We start from the raw sequence: 18,584 nt of genomic DNA on the forward strand, positions 1-18,584 counted from the left end.
CTTATCACGTTGTAGATGTTAGAATAAAAAGTAGATTATCATCTTTAGGGAGGTATGGGTAGTGAAAGTTGAAGAAAGAGGACGAGCTAAATACCGACCTTTAAAAGATTACGACTCAAATGAGGTAAGGCAACTCCTTCTAGAAAAAATTAAAGAAGAACAAGAAACAATTCAAAATATAAAAGATGATTTTGAACTACCTAACTTGGATTATCGAGAAGATAAAATAAATGTAATTAGCTTATTCTCAGGTTGTGGCGGTTTAGACTTAGGACTAGAGTTGGCGGGACTTGCTGCAGCTATTGGGGAAAAGGAGGCCCTCAGAGCTTTTAAAGATAAGGATTGGTATAACTCAGTTAGAGAGGAAAGTATCTTCCATACAATATATACAAATGACCTTTTTAAAGAAGCAAATGAATCATACAAGTTAAATTTCCCTCCAGTATTTCAACAACAACTAGATATACGAAAAGTTAAAGAATTTCCAAAGGCGGATTTTGTCCTTGGAGGATTCCCTTGTCCTGGGTTCAGTGAAGCTGGTCCACGATTAATAGATGATGAGCGAAATTTCCTTTATATACATTTTATCCGTTGCCTTTTTCATGCAAAACCATTTGCATTTATTGCGGAAAATGTAAAAGGTATGCTGACGTTAGGTAAAGGTGAAGTTATTAATCAAATTGTGCAGGATTTTGCATCTGCTGGTTATAATGTAAAATTCAAATTGGTTAATGCTAGAGATTACGGTGTACCACAGTTGAGAGAAAGGGTTTTTATTGTTGGAATCCGAGACGATTTGGATTTTGAATATGACTATCCAGAGCCGACCCACGGTAAAGGAAAACTACCCTTTGTAACATTAAAGGACGCAATTGAGGACCTCGAAATAAATCCTGGAGATTGGTTTGAAGGAGGATTTTCGCCAATTTACTTATCACGAAACAGAAAGAAAAAGTGGATTGAACAAAGTTTCACAATTCAAGCTTCTGGTAGACAAGCACCTTTACATCCTGGCGGTCCTGAAATGATAAAGTTAGAAAAGGATAAGTGGAATCTTCCTGGAGATGAATCTCTACATCGCCGTTTATCTGTAAAAGAAATTGCTCGTATTCAAACTTTTCCAGACTGGTTTATATTTTCCGATGGAAGAAACACAAATGTACAAAAAAATAATAGACTAGACAAACAATATAAACAGATTGGGAATGCTGTACCAGTTATGTTAGCAAAGGCGATGGCAATTCCTTTAGCATATTGGGCAAAAAAAAACTTAAAAGTGATTAAAAAAAATAGTTCTAGTTCATTAGTTTTAATATAGTCTTTTATAACACCTTACCACTTTCTTCGTAAGGCGTTTCTATTTCAATATTCTTTTAAATTCGTTTATTAAAACAAATTGCCCTTTGATGTAATAATCCATTATTTCGTAAATTACTAAGGCAACATCCATTATAGAGGTGTTGCCTTGTTTTATTTTCAACTAGATACAAGAATACTTCTTATATTTAAATTAGAGCAACAAACAATAAAACTCATTTACTTATGGTACGGTTCCCCCCGATTAATCTTCACCGCCCGATAAATCTGCTCTACCAGCACCAATCGCATCAGCTGGTGAGGCAGGGTCATTCTTCCGAAGCTCAGCTTCTGCTGGGCGCGACGGATGATTTCGTCAGAGAGTCCATGGCTTCCGCCAATGACGAAGACAACATGGCTTGTACCGTAGGTGCCGAGCTTGTCCAATTCCTCTGCGAGTTCCTCGGAGCTCCACAGTTTGCCGTCGATGGCAAGCACAATGACATGTGCTTCATTTTTCACATGAGCAAGGATGCGCTCTCCCTCTCGCTCCTTGACCTGTCGAACCTCCGCTTCGCTCAGTGTGTCAGGAGCCTTTTCATCGGCTACTTCGATCATTTGAAACTTGATGTATGGCCCCAGCCGTTTAGCGTATTCCTGAATGCCCATGACCAAATACTTCTCTTTTAACTTCCCCACACCTATAAGTTGAATAAACAAATTCCATACCCCTATCTATGTCGAATGATAATGTAAAATCGTAATTACGATCCCTAACTTAAAAACATACCTGTAACATAGTTATTTTAGCACCTGAAACGTCTCTTACCTATCTATTTCCTCTCCACTACGAGCCTATTCCCTGTTCAGATTATAGCGGATCATTCATTTATGCTCTTCACAATGAAATGCCTATCCGTTTCATATTCATCAAGACACTGCACTAGCATCTGCCGATATTCGCTGATTTGTTCAGCTTTCGCAGACTCGCGCAGGGACTCAAACAATGCTGTACATTTCTTGAAATTACGATCGTTACCCGACTGATCGGCTAGTTGCATCGCCTGCACAGTAAGCTTCACCGCATCCTGTAACCTATCATACTTCCGATAGTACAAAGCCAAATGAAAGCAGTAGCTATAATAGTAAGATACATTCTCTGCATCTTCATAATTCCCGAATTCATCAATCTGCTCTGCAAACGTATGTAAAATATCCCCTACATCCAAATGATACATAAGCGCTGCCTGTAAAATGGTATTCAGTCCCGGTAATATTTCCTCTAGATTATCCTGCAAAAAGGCTACGTATTCCTCGATCAGCTCTATATTTCCAGACAAAATATCTACTGCATATAAATTAGTTTTGGCTAAAAACCTGAACTCCTCGACAACCTGAATGTCTTCTTCCTTTAAATCCTCCATCCACCCCAGCTCAGCATACTTATAGATACACTCCCTTGCCTGCTCATATGTACCCTGGTTCTGGTGAGCCATTCCACACATCAGGTGACTGAGCCCGAAATAATATACCAACGGACGTTCTAAATGGACATGCGGGATGGGTAATTTCATTGCTTTATGATACTGCCGTTCTTCATAGATACGCTGTACACATTGGTACAAAATATCCGCCGTCTCCATCACCTTTTTCCAGTTTTCAAAAGCCACAGCCATCTCTAACATTTCAACAATGATGTCCGGTTTGAGTGATTTCAGGATAGAAGTTCGCAAAGAGGGTTCCTCCTTTAAAATGACTAGGATAAAAAGCACTCGCTCTTAATATATTCCTTTGTGAAACTCCAAATAAGTAGTACAATAAATTAACTATAGTACTTAATCGCAGTTTTTTCAATAAATTTTACCGCCTTTATGTCTCTGCTAATTACATCGATACTCTCCTAACCTTTAGGAGAGGTGGCTAATATGACAAAATTACGGAATTCGGTTGGAGAAAGAATTAGAACGATTCGGAAGGCTAAGGGATTAACACAGCAACAACTTGCGGAACTTTCAGGATTAGATGATGCATATATTGGATCGGTAGAGCGTGGCGAAAGAAACTTTTCTATTGATACCTTGGAGAAAGTGTTAACTGCCTTAAACGTGTCTATCAGTGAATTGATGTTTTCCAAAGAACATATGACTAAAGACGAAACGATTCGGCAAGAGGCAGTAGATGAATTTGTCGCGTTGACCAGCAGATTGAATGAGGAGCAAATCGGCATTCTCAGACGAGTTAGTAAAGAAGTTTCACGCGCGTTCGACTAAGCCATTCCCACCCTAAAAAGCCTTGAATAAAACAAAAAAAGAGCACCTCACAGGTGCCCTCTAAACCTTTTATAAAAATACTTAAGCATACAACATAAAAAAGCTCACTTCATGCCCCAATTGCTTCAAATAATTATAGATCTGCGAACGGTGATGGAACACATGCGTCACGGTCTCGATCTGCCATTGGACCTGTAGATGTCCATGCTCCATATAAAAGGCCTTCGTCGAGCGATTCAGATAATCTTCTTCGCTAAGCGATAGAATGTAAGCCTTATAAGCCTCAAAATTCTGCCTGAAAGTCGTAGCTAAGCGCTCGGGATCTTCCACCCCGGACAGGCTGCCTTCAATGCTTCCCACTTCACCCTCAGACTTCTCCTGCATAATCGCAAGATCCGAAGCAGGAATAAGCACAAAGTGATGTACTAACTCCAGTAGTGAGCGGAAATTTTCTTGCGGACGAAAGTTCCAATCCTCTGGGCGTATTTTACGGATCAAGGCTTCCCCCGTCCGTACTCCCGTCTCCAGCTCATTCAGCAAATGATCTCGAACTTGCAGCGTTCCACTCATATTCACATCTCTCCTTTGCCATTCTTGTTCATATTTTGAGTATAGCCGAAGCCTCTGGGCGTGTATTGTAAAAATCGGACAACCTCCGTAAATCCTTAGCTGCGGTAAGCGGGGAGTCTCCATAAAACCTGCGAAAATCGCGGATCAGATGCGCCTGATCGAAAAAGCTATGCTTCAATGCCATCTCCGTCCAATCCAGCCCCCCGCCGCTTTGGATACTGTGCAGAACGCTCTGGAAGCGGACGACTTCACTGAACTTTTTGGGGCTGATTCCGATCCATTGTCCAAACTTACGATTGATCTGCCTTTCACTGATCGCCTCACACTCCGCCAGCTCCTTAACCCCTACACTCCCGCCGCTTACGAAGATGCGATGCAGCAGGTTTTTCATCAGATCACAATCGTTCGTGCGTTGGCGCAGCAGAAGCTGGCTAAGATACTCATCCATGATGCGCACCCGTTCATTGAAATTCTGTGCTTCCATAATGCGCTCACCTATGATGGTGATGCTTTCGGGCCAGAGATCTTCCAAGCGATAATTACCGCCTGTAAACAAGTGAGTCGGCATCCCGTGAAAATAATGCGCACCACCCGGAAAAAACCGCACCGCAAAAATACGTGTCTCGGACCCTGCTTGTCTGGTAGACACGAACGGATTCGTAAACGTCCCGCAGTACGAGAGTTCCTGACGCTTATTCACCGGATCGTATTCTAATAGAATATCCGTACAGCCGTCAGGTAATACCCGCTCCATGGTTTCTTCCTGCGGCAGGCTTAACAAAGCGGTGTCTTCGTACGAAGCTGCTAGATTCCCCTCTACCACCCTATTAGCCGGACCGGACTCCCAATAACAGGCCACGTAAGCTTTCAGCGCGGCAGACGGCTTTTGTTCGATATAATACGTGGACAAATCACTTCCATTGACTTGAAGCGGACGAAATAACGAATGCAGTAAAGGGTCCATCCATCGTTCACTCCTGTCTCAGTACGTGGTAGGGATAAATATAGCTCTATGTATGGGTGTTTTTGCAATAAATCCTGGTATACAAAAAGGACGTTTCTGCCCGAAACGCCCGTGCTTGTTTTTTAGACGACCAAAAACTCGGCTTTGTTCTCACATTCCTTGCACTTCACTGGAGGGTCCCAATCCGAAAATTTCGTTTCCTTGAGATCGACGACATCCGGTGCATCCTCGTATTCATCGACGAACATATCAATTGCCAGTTCCACATGCTCTTTACATACCACGTACATTCCAGTTGCATCCCTTTCCGTTTGAAGCTCTTCCTGTTGTAAGTGTGTCAAAACTGCCTTCTTTTGTTCTACCACACTTGACGCGGAAAGGAAAGGGCTTGCCTACTATCCCTGACGTTTGGTCTTAAAAATGAGGAAATTACTGACGTTCAGGTCTTCACGTAAATGGGGAAATTTATCCAGCATGTCAGCAGACGGCTTCGGTTCGATCATTCCATCCAACAACAAACCCGCCTCAACAATGGTCTATACATAGCTGCCCAGCGTACGGTGAAAATACAAAAGCTTTTCCTCCTGATCATAAGGAATCGCTTGCTCCAATGGGCCTTCATTGAAATATTGATCCACTTTCCAATACAGCTTTTTTCCTGTCTCATCCTTCACCCATCCACTCTGCGGCGTCAGAAAGCACGGATGCAGAATAGAAAAAATAAAGCTACCTCCTGGAACTAATAACCGCTGCATTTCGGCAATCGCCTGTTCATATTGAGCCAAGTCCTGTATGACCATATTGGACACGATCAGATCAAAACTCTGGTCCCCGAACATCTCCAGCTTTTCCAGATTGCCATGGTGATATGTAATTCCCAACGTTGACGGCGTTCGCTCTTTGGCTAGCCTCAGCATCTCTGTCGAGTAATCGACAGCCTCTACCAAAGCACCCGCCTTGGCCATTTTCCGGCTTAGATAACCTTCGCCACGGCCGGCATCCAGCACTTTTTTGCCCTCAAGGGGCCCCATACAGGCTTGCAATGCCGGATTCAGCAGGACTTCGCGAGATCGATCCCCTTCCTCAGTGTACTTGGCCGTAAAGTTTTCTGCATGCATATCCCAGCGTCGAATGGCCTCTTCCGTGTCCCACTTATTCATATTCATCTCCTTCTTTCTTTTGTATTTGAGGATTTTGTAGGGTCATAGATTCTACACTCATTTCTGTATTTTTTCAATAATAACGCTTACAAATTTAAAATATCTAATAAACACATGATTTTTACATGAATTATACAGGTATTCCATATTCAAATAGTATGGTAGTGTTTTATTAGAAAGCGCTTTCAAAAATAACTTTGTAAAGGGGCCTGTTATGTTAAAACGAAGACCCGTTTCATTGCTGTCGTTGACGCTTGCCATCACTCTATTGTTATCTACGTTCGCATCCGTCGCCGCTGCTGCCGAATCTGACGAACAAGCACCACAAGCTGCGGCTGCGAGCAGCATGCAATCGTATGTAGAAGCCATGCAGCCTGGATGGAATTTAGGAAATTCTCTGGATGCTGTCGGCGCGGATGAGACAGCCTGGGGCAATCCGCGCATTACCCAGGCGTTGATTCAGCAAATTGCTGCCCAAGGGTACAAAAGCATACGCATCCCGGTCACCTGGGATAAACACATTGGAGCAGCACCGAACTATACCGTTGAGTCTGCCTACATGAACCGTGTGGAAGAGGTTGTTCGCTGGGCACTAGATGCCAATCTGTACGTCATGATCAATGTCCATCATGATTCATGGACGTGGGTAAGCAGTATGGAGCCCAAACATGATGAGGTGCTAGCTCGCTATAACGCACTATGGAAACAAATTGCCCCGCGCTTTAAAGACCAGCCTAACAAGCTGATGTTCGAAAGTATTAACGAACCCCGTTTCTCCGAAGGAGGGACTACGGATGAAGCGAAAATGAACCAGATGCTCCAGGAACTGAATATATCCTTCCACAAAATTGTCCGTGCTTCTGGCGGTAAAAATGCCACTCGTCCCCTTGTTCTGCCTGGTTTGGACACCGCACCTGCTCAGACCAAAATCAATGAGCTGTACAACACGATAACCAAGCTGAACGATCCCAACCTGATTGCCACCGTCCACTATTATGGTTATTGGCCTTTCAGTGTAAATATTGCAGGCCATACTACTTTTGATAAAGATACTAAAAACGATATCATCCAAACCTTTGATAACGTCTATAACACCTTTGTAGCCAAGGGGATTCCGGTCATTGTCGGTGAATATGGCCTGCTCGGCTTCGATAAACATACAGGCGTGATTGAACAGGGCGAAAAGCTAAAATTCTTCGAGTTCCTGACCTACTACATGAAGGAGAAGAAAATAACAGGCATACTCTGGGATAACGGCCAGCATTTTAATCGCACAACGTACAAATGGTCTGATCCCGAACTCTTTAATGTTATTAAAGCCAGCCTAAAAGGGCGTTCCTCCAATGCAGACCGTGACCTCATTCACTTGAAGAAAGGCACCTCTGCTCAGGACACCAAAGTCACCTTAAACCTGAACGGCAATCAGCTGAACACACTCAGTGCTAACAGCAAGCAACTGAAACAGGGCACCGACTATACGCTGAGCGGAGATACATTAACGTTCAAGGCCAGCTTGCTCACCAGCCTGACCACTTCCGGTAAATATGGGGAGAATGCCGCCATTACCGCTAAGTTTAACAAGGGGGCAGACTGGAATTTTAGAGTCGTCGTGTATGATACCCCAAAATTAAGTGCTGTCGAAGGGACTACTCAAGCCTTTACCATTCCAACAGACTTCCGTGGTAGCCAGCTTGCCACGATGGAAGCCGTGTATACGAATGGTGGTAATGCCGGTCCACAGGATTGGACACCTTATAAAGAATTTGGCAATACCTTTTCCCCTGCCTATGATGCCAATGGGATCAAGCTATTGCCTGAATTTTTTAATAGTGTAAAAGATGGTGAAGTCACGCTGAAGTTCCACTTCTGGAGCGGCGATGTGGTGACATACAAGATCACTAAGAGCGGAACCCGTGTAACGGGAACGACATCTTAATCTAAGGCGCAGCAGAAGATCGAAAAAGGCGTTCCCGGAACTAAGCCGGTGAACGCCTTTTTATAGTTAAGCCTATAATCATACCTTAGCCTTCCGGCTTATCTGTTAATTTTAACGTCATCGTTTCTTCCTTGCCTGCCCGGTAAAAAGTAACTTTCAGCTCATCGCCAATTTTCTTGTTATCGTACAAGTAGCGACGCAAATCAAGCGTAGAGTTAATCGGTTCGCTATCAAACGCTGTAATGACATCGTTCAGCTTCAAGCCAGCCTCTTTGGCAGGACCGTGGGCTTCCAGAACGACTGCTCCATTCTTCACGCTGTCCGGCAGCTTGAGCTCCTTGCGCTGAGTTTCATCCAGCGGTGCATATTCATTATTGAGATCGACCGTGTATACCCCCAGATAAGGCCGGGTGATCTTGCCGTCCTCAACCAGTTCATTCACCGTTTTCATTACCTCATTGGCGGGAATAGCGAAACCAAGTCCCTCAACACCAGTATCAGCGATTTTCATCGTATTGATGCCAATCACACGTCCGTCCAGATCGACCAGCGCGCCGCCGCTGTTTCCCTCATTAATCGCCGCATCGGTCTGGATGACATGCTGCTCCCAGTCATATACCCCATCCTGATTAATGGAAATCGGAATGATGCGATTCGTATAGCTTACTATACCGGAGGTAAGCGTATCTCCCAAGCCAAGCGGGTTGCCAATAGCAATGACCGTTTCACCCAGACGAAGTTTGCTGGAGTCGCCGATATCCGCTACTGTGCTAATGCCTTTATCGTCAACTGCCAGTACCGCGATATCACTAATGCGATCCTTCCCGATCAGCTTTGCCTCTTTTCTGACACCGTCTACCGTTACAATATCCAGATCATCTGATCCTTCGACCACATGGTTATTCGTCATAATGAAGGCTTTGCCCGAACTCACTCGGAAAATGACACCCGATCCAAGCGCGGATTGTTCCGTACTTTTACCCTCTTCATCTTTCAGATTCACGATGCTAACGACGGCTGGGCGCACCTTGGCTGCCGCCTGCACAATCCGGTCATACGGGTCACCCGCTGCTTGCCGCAAGGGATAGTGACTGGCTCCGCTTACCGCTGTAGTGGAGGGCAGACCTGTAATAAAACTGAACAGAAGCACGGCAATCACTGCACTGACTGCACCGCTAATGACAGCAGCTTGCACCGGACTTACTCCACGCTTCCTGTGTGGCCAACGTCCCCGTCCTCCACGGCGTGCCTTAAATGCCATTTTTTTAGCCGCACGTGTGGATACCTTCGTTGAATAAAAATCGTCCTCAAACAAGCCCATGCTAATCCTCTCCCCTTCGTTGTCATGCACCGACACTCACTAAAAAATTAGGGCTATTCGGGCTTGCGCCAACCTATGCTACAGAGAACCTGCTCCGTTGAACATCTCAAATGGATTGAATATCCCTTATCATCGGAATCCAGCAACCAATCGTTCCGGCCTACTTATTAATCACCACAAATGGTGCCTTCCTAAGCAACCGAATCTCATAAATTAGCATACACGCCGAATCTGACTCCGAATAGAGGAAAAAAGAGGAATGATTTCCAAACCAATGGACTACAATAGTAACAAGTCTTCTATTCTATTACAAAATGATCGTCTCATAGAGACGTTCTGGCCTGTTCCCGTCCGCTTAAAGCTGCCTATACTTTCGATGAGAGCCTTCCTTCAGAAAGCTTTTCGTTGTTAGCTTTATTGTATCACAGCACTTAGCAAAACCACAGGCAGAACCAAGCTCATTGCACGCCATTTCTAAAATATTTTTTAGGAGGAATATATGATGAATTCACATCGTTCGGCTATGGATGAAGTTCGCATGGCTGCCAAGCTGGCGGATTTGAAAGACGAGCATTACCGCAATACACTGGCGCTAAGTACATTGATTGAACTACTGGTGGACAAAGGCGTAGTGACCCGTGAAGAGGTAGAACGCAAAGCCGCCGAGCTGGACAGCTTTATGGCTCACTTACCTTATCCCAAGGTGTAGGACGATCATAGTACGTATCACACAATCGAAACTCACTATCCTTGTAAAAACAGCCGCGGTCTTCCATCGCCCCACGCACAGTCAGCTTCGCAAGTTCCATCATATTGTGGTCGCGGCTCAAATGTGCCAAATACGTTCGCTTCGTCCGTCCTGTCAGCAGCTCGCTAAGAATCGCGCCCGCCATCTCATTAGATAAATGACCGATATCGCTGAGAATACGGCGCTTGATGTTCCACGGATAACGACCCATACGCAGCATTTCCACATCATGATTAGACTCCAGCACCAATACATCCGCATCTGATATCGCCTGTTTCACTTTGTCGCTGACATAGCCAAGATCGGTCGCTACACTCAGCTTCTCCGCCCCATCATAAAAGCTATATCCTACAGGCTCGGCCGCATCATGGGATATACCAAAAGACTCCACGCGTAATGATTCAAATTCCCGCGTTGCGCCTGTCTCCAATATTCTACGGTTATCATCTGCAATTTGCCCAACAGCATTGCTGATGGCAAACCATGTCTTCTCGTTAGCATATATAGGTAAATTATATTTACGCGCCATGGCGCCTAGTCCTTTAACATGATCGGAATGCTCATGCGTGACCAAAATACCATCCAACTCTTCTCCGCTCAGATCGCGTTCTTTCAGCAATTCGTCAATACGCTTCGCGCTGAGACCCGCATCGATGAGCAATGTCGTGTCTTCGTTCCGCACAACGGTAGCGTTGCCGGTCGAACCGCTCGACAGCACGGTAAATGAAATCCCCATATCTGTTCAAGACCCTTCTGTATGTTCTGTCTTTGGACTAATGACATCTCCGTTCATCTGCACATAATACACACCTTTTCCGTTGTCCAGCATAAACCGCCACACGGGGGCAGCCACCTGACTATCGGAGTTAAAGGTCTGTCCGTAATAACCGAGCCGGATATCCTTCACAATCGTATCACGCGGCAAATAGCCGTCGATCAGCCTTGCCAGTGCTTTGGACGCAGGCAGCATTTTCTTTGCCTCATCCGAAGGCTGGAGCTCGACCTTAATTTTGCGATACCCTGTAATCTTTTGATTGCTGTAAAACAGAGCCAGCTTCACATTAAATAGCGGCCATTTGCCCTGAACCAGCGGATGAAGTACAAAAGCATCTGCTTGTCCGGATGCCAATTCCTCCTGAACATCCAGCGGATCGTACTGAAAGTTATCGATATCCTTGATTTGTGGCTCCAATGCCTCAACTAACGCATCATGAGTGAATACCAGTTTGCTGTCCACCGGCTTCACCAGCTGCACACGATCATCCTTTTCTCCACTATGAACGTATGTGTAAGAGAGTTTAGGCAGCTGCGGGGTATCGCCGGGAATCGGAGCCAGCACCTGAATGCTTTTCTCTTCCATTAAACGCTGCGTATTTTCATCCAATGAAGTAAAATCCAGACTCGGCCCTGCCGTTTCCTGCGCATCATGCCACAATTGGTAACCCAATACCACATTGAGCAGCAAAAATGTACAGATCAATACGTTTTTGGCGCGGCTCCAATCCATTCCCGTTCCCCCTTCCTGTCACCTCTTTGTCTCCCGGTCTGGCTTCGTTTGTGTTGTGTTGGATGCTGTCGTTACAGGAACAGCAAGAATTTCTGCAACAGAACCGTCACCGAACGAAACGCGCCATTCAGGAGCAAGCTTCAATCCATCATTGGTCAGCTCCGGTTGATATACGGGAGTCAGATCCCGAATCGTCTTCCCTTTGCCTACAGTCTCCAGTTGCTTCTTCAAAGGCTCGCCGCCCGGCAGCATAACCTTCTTCGAGGATTGCTCTCCTCCCTTGAGATACAGCAACGAACGTTCATAGACAGAAGCCGTTTCCTGCTGGATTTGCAGCGAAATCGTACCAAAGCGGAACGATGGTGTGTCGAGCACTGGATAAGCACCATAATACTGCTGAAACATCACAGATGTACGATTTTCATCACTGCTTCTCAATTTCAGCTGATACGAAGCATCCCAACCGCCATGCTGATTCACGAAATCAACTGCGGCCAGCACATCCCTAATCGGGCTGCTTCCACCCGCTCCTGGCGCACTCGGATCGGTATAGCTCATCCAACGTTGCTCCTGCTTGATTTGCAGACTACGTTTGCTATCCGTATAAATTTGGGAGCCGTCCTTCTCCTGAATATTACGCGTAATCCCCGGATCGAAAAACAAATTCCGCTGCATTTGCTCTGTCGTAAACAATCCAGCATACACTACAGGCTGCGTAGTTTCCAGATCATCCACGGGAATGTAGTACTGATTATTTACCAGCTCGTACAACGGGGCATTTTTACCGAAATTCACATGCTGGCGGATGTCCTCTACTGTCATATCGAACTGGTTCGCCTCATACACCACATCGCCTCTGGCACTGAAAAAGAGCGCGTGTGGCTTGGCATTCTTTTCGTCTATATAGATCCAAATGCGGTTAATCGTCTCTCCCTGAAACACCGAATCCGGCGTCAGACGCATAACCCGCTCCAGTAATGAAACCGGGACTCCGCCTGAAAAGGATAATTCGATGCCTTCGTTTTCGCTGCGAATCTGCGCCCAGTCCGCCGATTGAATACTTCGACGTTGAAAGTTGTTAAAGCTTCGGCTTTCCAGCCGTGTATAAATTAAATCGTAAAAAGTAACACCCGGATAAAAAACGGTATGCTTCTTCTCACCTTGGTGAATTAGCATCTTATCAGGAAACACGAGGTTCTCAATCTTTTTCTCCTGCCCCATGCTTTCGGTTTTGACATAGTTCGTTTCTGAAGTGAGTACAGAATCACTGCCTGGAAGGCGGTAAATCAAAAAATAAGTCTGTACCAGGCTGGAAGCAACCAGCAAAATAAGCGTCCAGGACTTCAAGCGTTCCTTCACTGTGCTTCCCTCCCTTCACTCGACATGGGTAGCGTAAAGGTCGTGCAGGTTCCCTGACCGTATTCCGACTCCAGAAAAATCTGGCCCCCATGTGCCTTTACAATTTCCCGGGCAATCGACAGTCCCAGTCCCGTGCCGCCCATATTGCGCGATCTCGCCTTGTCTACACGATAAAACCGTTCAAAAATCCGGTCCAAGTCTTTTTTGGGAATACCAATTCCGGTGTCTTGTACCGAAATGGACAGCATTCCCTCACTGTTGCGGCGAGCTTCGATCCGAATACTTCCGCCATCTGGCGTATATTTCAGCGCATTGGACATCAGGTTGTCCAGCACCTGCTCAATTTGGTCCCGGTCGATCACGACTTTACCGATTCCCTGCTCTACGAACATCCCTGAGCGAATGTGTTTTTGCTTCATTTGAAAAGAAAACCGATCTGCGACTTCGTCCAGCATCTCCATCACATCCGCTGGTTGCATCCGCAAAGGCGCCTCATTGGAATCAAGCCGTGACAGATGCAGCAAATCCGTAACCAACCGGATCATACGCTCTGTCTCGTTGCGGATCACGCCCACAAAACGCTCTGCGAGCTGCGGTTCAGCCATCGCGCCGTCATCCAGCGCTTCAGCGTAGCTGCGGATGGTCGTCAACGGAGTGCGCAGCTCATGGGATACATTCGCTACGAATTCCCGCCGTGTCGTCTCCATCTCCTCCTGCTCCGTCACGTCCTGGAGCACGGCAATCGTCCCCGTAATGCCAATTTCCCGCCGATGAATCGGCGTGAATGTCACACGGATGACGATGGGTTCATCCTGACCAGCTGGCTCCAGCTGCAAGAGCGTGGAGGCCGAAGAACCGCTATACAGGGCCTCGGTTTCCTCCGGGTCGATCCCCAGCAGTACCGCGATATGCCTGCCGGTCATTTCGTTCTCGTTCACGCCCAGCATGGCGCTGGCCCGACGGTTGACCAGAATGACCCGGCCATTGTCATCAGTAGCGACCACACCGTCGCTCATATTGGTCAAGATGGAGGAGAGCTTCTCCTTCTCCTCTTCATTTTGGGACAGTGCCTCACGCAGACGGCCTGTCATATAGTTAAAGGCCACGCTGAGCCTACCGATCTCATCTTCACCAAATACAGGCATCTGCTGGTCGAATTTGCCCTCGGCAACCTCCGTTGCATGGCGTGTCATTACCTTGATCGGGTGCGTAATCGTATGGGCCAATACCACGCCCAGCACAGCCGTCAACGCGAGCGCAATGAGCATACCTGAGAGAAACACATTGTTAATGCGTTTCATCGTATCGTAGAGCTCGGTCATTGAAGCGGCGATGTATACCGCGCCGACAATCTTGCCTTGGCTGATAACGGGCTTGGCGACGACCTTCTTGCGGACATTATCTTCGTCCACCATGTATTCCTCGTTATCTCGGATTCCTTGGAGTGCGCGGCTGACTACTGTCTGCGTATTTTTGCGTCCGACATAATCGGCGTGTGAACCTTGGGAAGTAATTAATACTTTCCCGCTGGCATCCAGCACCTGAATTTCCGCGCCGCTGAAATCGAATAAATTATTCACGCGTGCACGTAGACTTTCCACGCTGTCCTCTTCCATTTTGCCGTCGCTGCCACTCAGATCCTGCTCCGCCAGCACGGACAGCATCTCCGCCCGTGCTTGCAAATCCTGCGTAAAATTACTCGTGAGGGAGTTCTTCATCGAGCTGACAAAATAAACCCCTATCAGCTGCATAGCCACCAAGATAAGTAGCACATAAATAATAATCAGCTTTGCATGAATGGTACGAAAGAAAGACAGCCATTTCATGCCCGCAGGCCACCTTTGCCCCCGCTCACGATATATCCAAGGCCACGGCGTGTCAGGATGGTCTCCGGCTTGCTCGGATTCTCCTCAATCTTCTCGCGCAACCTCCGAATGGTCACATCCACTGTCCGCACATCCCCGTAGTATTCGAAGCCCCATACTGCCTGGAGCAAATGCTCCCGCGTCATGACTTTTCCGGCATTCTTAGCCATATAGTGCAATAGCTCATATTCGCGGTGCGTCAGGTCAAGCGGTGTTCCGTTTTTGTAAGCTGTATACATATCCGTATCAAAAAAGAGGTCGCCCACACGCAGCCCCTGCTTATCTTCCTGCGGTCGGCTTTCCGACGCGCCTGCCCCGCCGCGTTGCTGTCTGCGCATCTGTGCCTTCACTCGTGCCAGCAATTCCCGCGTGCTGAACGGCTTTGTTACATAATCGTCCGCGCCCAGCTCCAGCCCCAGCACTTTGTCGATTTCGCCGTCCTTAGCGGTCAGCATAATAATCGGCGTCTGGAGCTGATGTCCGCGCACCTCGCGGCATACGTCCATGCCGTCCATGCCCGGCAACATCAGGTCCAGCAGGATCAGATCAGGCTGCTGCTTGACCGCAATATCCACCGCGCTGATTCCATCGAAGGCGCAAATCACCTGATAGCCCTCTTTTTCTAAATTAAATTTCAAAATATCAGCGATGGGCTGCTCATCATCCACTACCAGAATCGTTCCTTGCATACAGCGTTCACCTCTTTTCACGGATCATCCTCTATAATAACTTTCGTTTGTCAGTACCTATAAGATGCTTATTCTATTCTATCATACCCGTGCGTCATTCCATTACTTCTTCAGACCCTTTTCTTTACGCAGAAAAAAACCATGCCTGCACCTACTGTTAAGCATGCAGAAAAACATGGCCTTTCTCATTGATCCTCATAAATCATGTAACTCTCGTTATAAACATCCAACCTATCTTAAATACGTCATTGGGTTGCGTGGCGTATTATCTTTACGAATTTCAAAATGCAGATGCGTCCCGGTCGAGCGCCCTGTGTTCCCCATGACCCCGATCGACTCGCCTTGCTGAACCACCTGTCCTACATGAACGCCAATGCTGCTCAAATGCCCGTACACGGTTTGGTAGCCGTTTCCATGATCGATCATAATGACATTGCCGTATCCATTCTGCTGACCTGCAAATGATACCACGCCTTCATCTGATGCGTGAATGTCAGCACTACCGACCAAGTCGACACCCTCATGCATACGTCCCCAACGTGCGCCAAAGCTACTCGACATCGATGCGCCGGACACCGGCCAAGCAAACTGTCCTGAGCCTTCTCCTACAACCTTCGTTCCTCTAAGAACCACCTCAGTAATAGACGGATGCAGCACCTTTTGACCGAGCCATTCCTCTTGCACGACCTCACCGTTCTCCTTGGTCAAACGATAGTCCATCTCTTTAAGACCTGCTTGTCCCGGTCTGACCACTTTGGTAACTCCTGCCTTCAGTTCATCGCTCTGACGAATCTCAACCTCAGGCTCGATGGCAATCTGTTCGACGACCTTCTCTACTGTTCGCACCGTAACCGGAACCTTCGGAGCAGTAAGCTTCAATTCGTCCCCAATTTGCAAATACAGCTCACGCAAGCCGGGATTGTTCTGCTTAATCTCCCAAGCGGTCATATTAAATTTAGTTGCAATCGACGACAGAGAATCGCCTTCTTGCACTGTATACGTGATAGGAGCCTCACGCCCCTCAGTCAACACTTTGACTGCTTCTGCCTCCGTCAGCACCTTGTTCGGGTCTGCTTTCACAGGCTCGTACGCGATTTTCTCACGGATACTGGCAGACTCCAGCCATGCTTTGGGGGTTTTAGTACTAGCACTCGCATGGCTGCTGCCCACGGATGTTTTGCGAACCAGCCCCTTGATGCCTGAAGATGTACCCTCACCCACAGGTGTGTACTTCTTCTGCACTTGCTTTAAAGCCGCCTGTGCAGTCGCCTTGTCCTTTACAATGCCAACCGTCTGTCCGTTGACCTTCACTTCTACCCCTTTGGCATACGCTGTCAGCATACCATCCAGCTTCTTCAGCGTAGCTGCGCTGTCAATATCCGCTTTATATGCCTTCTCAATATCTGTCGTTACCGCGTTCGTATTGAGCACCATATCCACGCCGGGATACTTATCCTTATACTGTTTGCTCTTCGTTGCGTATAGCTGTTTAAGTTGTTGCTCATTCAAGATATTTCCGACCTCGACGCCCTTTACATACACTTTATAATAAGGAACTGTGTTAGCCCCGACATACTGATTACTTGCAAAAATAAGACTGCCTGCAATCACCACACCGCCTGCCGTCCAGCTCAACCATTTTCTCCGAACGCTCAACCACTTTGCTATTTTCCCCGCTTCCACAGCAGGCTTGTCTGCAACGTTTGAGCCTTCATTCCTGCTGTCTGGTGAATCCTGCTCCCTCAAAACCTTCATGACTCTCTCCTTTTCAGCATATCTTATCTCTATATAAATGCGTTCATTATTGGTCTTTCACACTATGAATTTAGCCTGTATTCACAAGCATCTATGATATTAGTCGCTATCTATCATTGCATAGTTGCGTAAAAGGTTTCAAAAATTTAACCTTTTCACAACACTGTTTACTTTAACATAGCCTTTACAAAGAATTCAACTACACCCCAATTACTTCCTGACACGCAAAAAAATCCGCGCATGGCGCGGATTCTACAGTCCTATTTTGAGCATAAGCATTGCCCATGAATTCATCTAGACAAACTAACCCATTTCGCTCTATATCTTGTTCATTGGAAGTCGCTTATTGGATTTTTGTAAAATACTTATTTAAGCAAAGCCATCAGCTTGTTATATTCCTCTTTGGTCAAATACTTCGCAAGCACCTGCTGAATATCCTGAAGCTCCTGCTCAGTGAGACCGCCTTCCATCGCGGCTGATATTTTCTGCATCTCCTCCGGCGGCAGCTTATTCATCAGAATCGCAAAAATTTCCTGTTTCTGTGCAGCCGGTAAGTTGTTCTTCTTCTCTGTCAAATGGTCGGGCGTAATCACTAAATCATGGCCTTCAATACTCGTTTCGGGTGTAGTTGTACCTTCTGCCTGCTTCCGTGACTCGTTGCCTGATGTTCCGGCCGACGCAGCCCCCTCCTGAGATACCTTGCCATTGGCTGCGCCACCTGCCTCACTTCCGCTTTCTTCTAAGCCCTGTCCCATGACAGGCAACGCATCATCAGGCGGTGTTACACTTCCCGAGCCACTTCCTGTCGTCTTGTTCTTCCCCGTGTCTGTGCTTTGGTCAGTGCCCGCGCTGCCTTTTAGCCAACCCAATCCCCATATGGGCTGTTGATCAAGCTGAATGTTAAACTGCCGTAGCAGCGATTGAACATAAGCATTAACGACTACACCTGTCACTGCCAGCGTTAGTGCGCTAACCAACACGACCGTCATTCCTTTTTTGAGCAGCCATCCAAGCCACCTCATATCCCGTTACCTCCTTATACGCATCCTGCCATGTGTGTATCATCATGAAGTGCATATAGATCAGTATTGACGAGATATGACGATTTTTAACCCATGAAATATGTAAAACTAGCACCATTCAA

17 protein-coding genes and 1 pseudogene are annotated in these 18,584 nt (G+C 46.7%); 4 read left to right on the forward strand and 14 right to left on the reverse strand.

Features of this window, described 5'->3' with window-relative positions:
* Positions 1 to 61 precede the first annotated feature (61 nt).
* Positions 62 to 1,318: a DNA cytosine methyltransferase gene (locus JOD82_RS24370; RefSeq protein ID WP_209950114.1), complete on the forward strand. Its 1,257-nt coding sequence runs from the start codon at positions 62 to 64 to the stop codon at positions 1,316 to 1,318.
* Positions 1,319 to 1,536: 218 nt separating this feature from the next.
* Here JOD82_RS24370 and rlmH read toward each other — a convergent pair whose 3' ends face one another.
* Positions 1,537 to 2,016 (reverse strand): 23S rRNA (pseudouridine(1915)-N(3))-methyltransferase RlmH, encoded by a 480-nt coding sequence (rlmH, locus tag JOD82_RS24375; protein WP_209950115.1) that lies wholly within the window; start codon positions 2,014 to 2,016, stop codon positions 1,537 to 1,539.
* 161 nt (positions 2,017 to 2,177) lie between these two features.
* The gene (locus JOD82_RS24380) at positions 2,178 to 3,029 is read right to left on the reverse strand and encodes a DNA-binding protein (protein WP_209950116.1); all 852 of its coding nucleotides are present in this window, start codon (positions 3,027 to 3,029) and stop codon (positions 2,178 to 2,180) included.
* Between the two features lie 192 nt (positions 3,030 to 3,221).
* On the opposite strand from JOD82_RS24380, the gene JOD82_RS24385 reads away from it, so the two are divergent.
* On the forward strand, positions 3,222 to 3,566 hold the full coding sequence (locus JOD82_RS24385; protein WP_209950117.1) for a helix-turn-helix domain-containing protein: 345 nt from the start codon (positions 3,222 to 3,224) through the stop codon (positions 3,564 to 3,566).
* Positions 3,567 to 3,647: 81 nt separating this feature from the next.
* On the opposite strand, the gene JOD82_RS24390 is transcribed toward JOD82_RS24385, so the two are convergent.
* The 4 genes and pseudogenes from JOD82_RS24390 to JOD82_RS24405 all read right to left on the reverse strand — a co-directional run bounded on the left by JOD82_RS24390 (position 3,648) and on the right by JOD82_RS24405 (position 6,260).
* Entirely contained in the window at positions 3,648 to 4,136 is a 489-nt protein-coding gene (locus JOD82_RS24390; RefSeq protein WP_209950118.1) for a DinB family protein, read from the reverse strand.
* A gap of 28 nt (positions 4,137 to 4,164) precedes the next feature.
* Positions 4,165 to 5,100, reverse strand: a complete 936-nt coding sequence (locus tag JOD82_RS24395) for an AraC family transcriptional regulator (protein WP_209950119.1) — start codon at positions 5,098 to 5,100, stop codon at positions 4,165 to 4,167.
* A gap of 122 nt (positions 5,101 to 5,222) precedes the next feature.
* Positions 5,223 to 5,390 carry a CxxH/CxxC protein gene (locus tag JOD82_RS24400; protein ID WP_007433184.1) on the reverse strand — a complete coding sequence of 56 codons (168 nt, stop codon included), beginning with the start codon at positions 5,388 to 5,390 and terminating at the stop codon, positions 5,223 to 5,225.
* 105 nt (positions 5,391 to 5,495) lie between these two features.
* Positions 5,496 to 6,260 (reverse strand): annotated as a pseudogene (locus tag JOD82_RS24405) (class I SAM-dependent methyltransferase).
* Between the two features lie 214 nt (positions 6,261 to 6,474).
* On the opposite strand from JOD82_RS24405, the gene JOD82_RS24410 reads away from it, so the two are divergent.
* Positions 6,475 to 8,196 carry a cellulase family glycosylhydrolase gene (locus JOD82_RS24410; protein ID WP_209950120.1) on the forward strand — a complete coding sequence of 574 codons (1,722 nt, stop codon included), beginning with the start codon at positions 6,475 to 6,477 and terminating at the stop codon, positions 8,194 to 8,196.
* Positions 8,197 to 8,281: 85 nt separating this feature from the next.
* Here JOD82_RS24410 and JOD82_RS24415 read toward each other — a convergent pair whose 3' ends face one another.
* Positions 8,282 to 9,517, reverse strand: coding sequence for a S1C family serine protease (locus JOD82_RS24415; RefSeq protein WP_029518925.1), 1,236 nt, complete (start codon positions 9,515 to 9,517; stop codon positions 8,282 to 8,284).
* 502 nt (positions 9,518 to 10,019) lie between these two features.
* On the opposite strand from JOD82_RS24415, the gene JOD82_RS24420 reads away from it, so the two are divergent.
* Complete coding sequence (locus JOD82_RS24420) at positions 10,020 to 10,226, forward strand: hypothetical protein (RefSeq protein WP_025723164.1); 207 nt, start codon at positions 10,020 to 10,022, stop codon at positions 10,224 to 10,226.
* Here JOD82_RS24420 and JOD82_RS24425 read toward each other — a convergent pair.
* From JOD82_RS24425 to JOD82_RS24455, 7 genes are all read right to left on the reverse strand, one after another.
* Positions 10,195 to 11,001, reverse strand: coding sequence for an MBL fold metallo-hydrolase (locus JOD82_RS24425; RefSeq protein ID WP_023991120.1), 807 nt, complete (start codon positions 10,999 to 11,001; stop codon positions 10,195 to 10,197). The two genes, JOD82_RS24420 and JOD82_RS24425, sit on opposite strands and share 32 nt — an antisense overlap.
* 6 nt (positions 11,002 to 11,007) lie before the next feature.
* Positions 11,008 to 11,772: a two-component system regulatory protein YycI gene (gene yycI / locus JOD82_RS24430; RefSeq protein ID WP_029518929.1), complete on the reverse strand. Its 765-nt coding sequence runs from the start codon at positions 11,770 to 11,772 to the stop codon at positions 11,008 to 11,010.
* An 18-nt stretch (positions 11,773 to 11,790) separates the two neighbouring features.
* On the reverse strand, positions 11,791 to 13,131 hold the full coding sequence (locus tag JOD82_RS24435) for a YycH family regulatory protein (RefSeq protein WP_209950121.1): 1,341 nt from the start codon (positions 13,129 to 13,131) through the stop codon (positions 11,791 to 11,793).
* On the reverse strand, positions 13,128 to 14,957 hold the full coding sequence (gene walK / locus JOD82_RS24440; protein ID WP_029518931.1) for a cell wall metabolism sensor histidine kinase WalK: 1,830 nt from the start codon (positions 14,955 to 14,957) through the stop codon (positions 13,128 to 13,130). Before walK ends, JOD82_RS24435 begins: the two co-directional genes overlap by 4 nt.
* Complete coding sequence (yycF, locus tag JOD82_RS24445; protein WP_025723159.1) at positions 14,954 to 15,685, reverse strand: response regulator YycF; 732 nt, start codon at positions 15,683 to 15,685, stop codon at positions 14,954 to 14,956. Before yycF ends, walK begins: the two co-directional genes overlap by 4 nt.
* Positions 15,686 to 15,916: 231 nt before the next feature.
* On the reverse strand, positions 15,917 to 17,440 hold the full coding sequence (locus tag JOD82_RS24450; protein WP_209950122.1) for a M23 family metallopeptidase: 1,524 nt from the start codon (positions 17,438 to 17,440) through the stop codon (positions 15,917 to 15,919).
* A gap of 365 nt (positions 17,441 to 17,805) precedes the next feature.
* Positions 17,806 to 18,462, reverse strand: coding sequence for a hypothetical protein (locus JOD82_RS24455; RefSeq protein ID WP_209950123.1), 657 nt, complete (start codon positions 18,460 to 18,462; stop codon positions 17,806 to 17,808).
* Positions 18,463 to 18,584 lie beyond the last annotated feature (122 nt).

This window comes from Paenibacillus sp. 1182 (assembly GCF_017833915.1).
GTDB classification, from domain to species: Bacteria; Bacillota; Bacilli; order Paenibacillales; family Paenibacillaceae; genus Paenibacillus; species Paenibacillus polymyxa_D.

Bases quoted from the DNA above. Each gene is read 5' to 3' on its own strand.
- JOD82_RS24385 (WP_209950117.1), top strand. From the start codon at position 3,222: ATGACAAAATTACGGAATTCGGTTGGAGAAAGAATTAGAACGATTCGG.
- JOD82_RS24390 (WP_209950118.1), bottom strand. From the start codon at position 4,136: ATGAGTGGAACGCTGCAAGTTCGAGATCATTTGCTGAATGAGCTGGAG.
- JOD82_RS24395 (WP_209950119.1), bottom strand. From the start codon at position 5,100: ATGGACCCTTTACTGCATTCGTTATTTCGTCCGCTTCAAGTCAATGGA.
- JOD82_RS24400 (WP_007433184.1), bottom strand. From the start codon at position 5,390: ATGTACGTGGTATGTAAAGAGCATGTGGAACTGGCAATTGATATGTTC.
- JOD82_RS24410 (WP_209950120.1), top strand. From the start codon at position 6,475: ATGTTAAAACGAAGACCCGTTTCATTGCTGTCGTTGACGCTTGCCATC.
- JOD82_RS24415 (WP_029518925.1), bottom strand. From the start codon at position 9,517: ATGGGCTTGTTTGAGGACGATTTTTATTCAACGAAGGTATCCACACGT.
- JOD82_RS24420 (WP_025723164.1), top strand. From the start codon at position 10,020: ATGAATTCACATCGTTCGGCTATGGATGAAGTTCGCATGGCTGCCAAG.
- JOD82_RS24425 (WP_023991120.1), bottom strand. From the start codon at position 11,001: ATGGGGATTTCATTTACCGTGCTGTCGAGCGGTTCGACCGGCAACGCT.
- yycI (WP_029518929.1), bottom strand. From the start codon at position 11,772: ATGGATTGGAGCCGCGCCAAAAACGTATTGATCTGTACATTTTTGCTG.
- walK (WP_029518931.1), bottom strand. From the start codon at position 14,957: ATGAAATGGCTGTCTTTCTTTCGTACCATTCATGCAAAGCTGATTATT.
- yycF (WP_025723159.1), bottom strand. From the start codon at position 15,685: ATGCAAGGAACGATTCTGGTAGTGGATGATGAGCAGCCCATCGCTGAT.
- JOD82_RS24450 (WP_209950122.1), bottom strand. From the start codon at position 17,440: ATGAAGGTTTTGAGGGAGCAGGATTCACCAGACAGCAGGAATGAAGGC.
- JOD82_RS24455 (WP_209950123.1), bottom strand. From the start codon at position 18,462: ATGAGGTGGCTTGGATGGCTGCTCAAAAAAGGAATGACGGTCGTGTTG.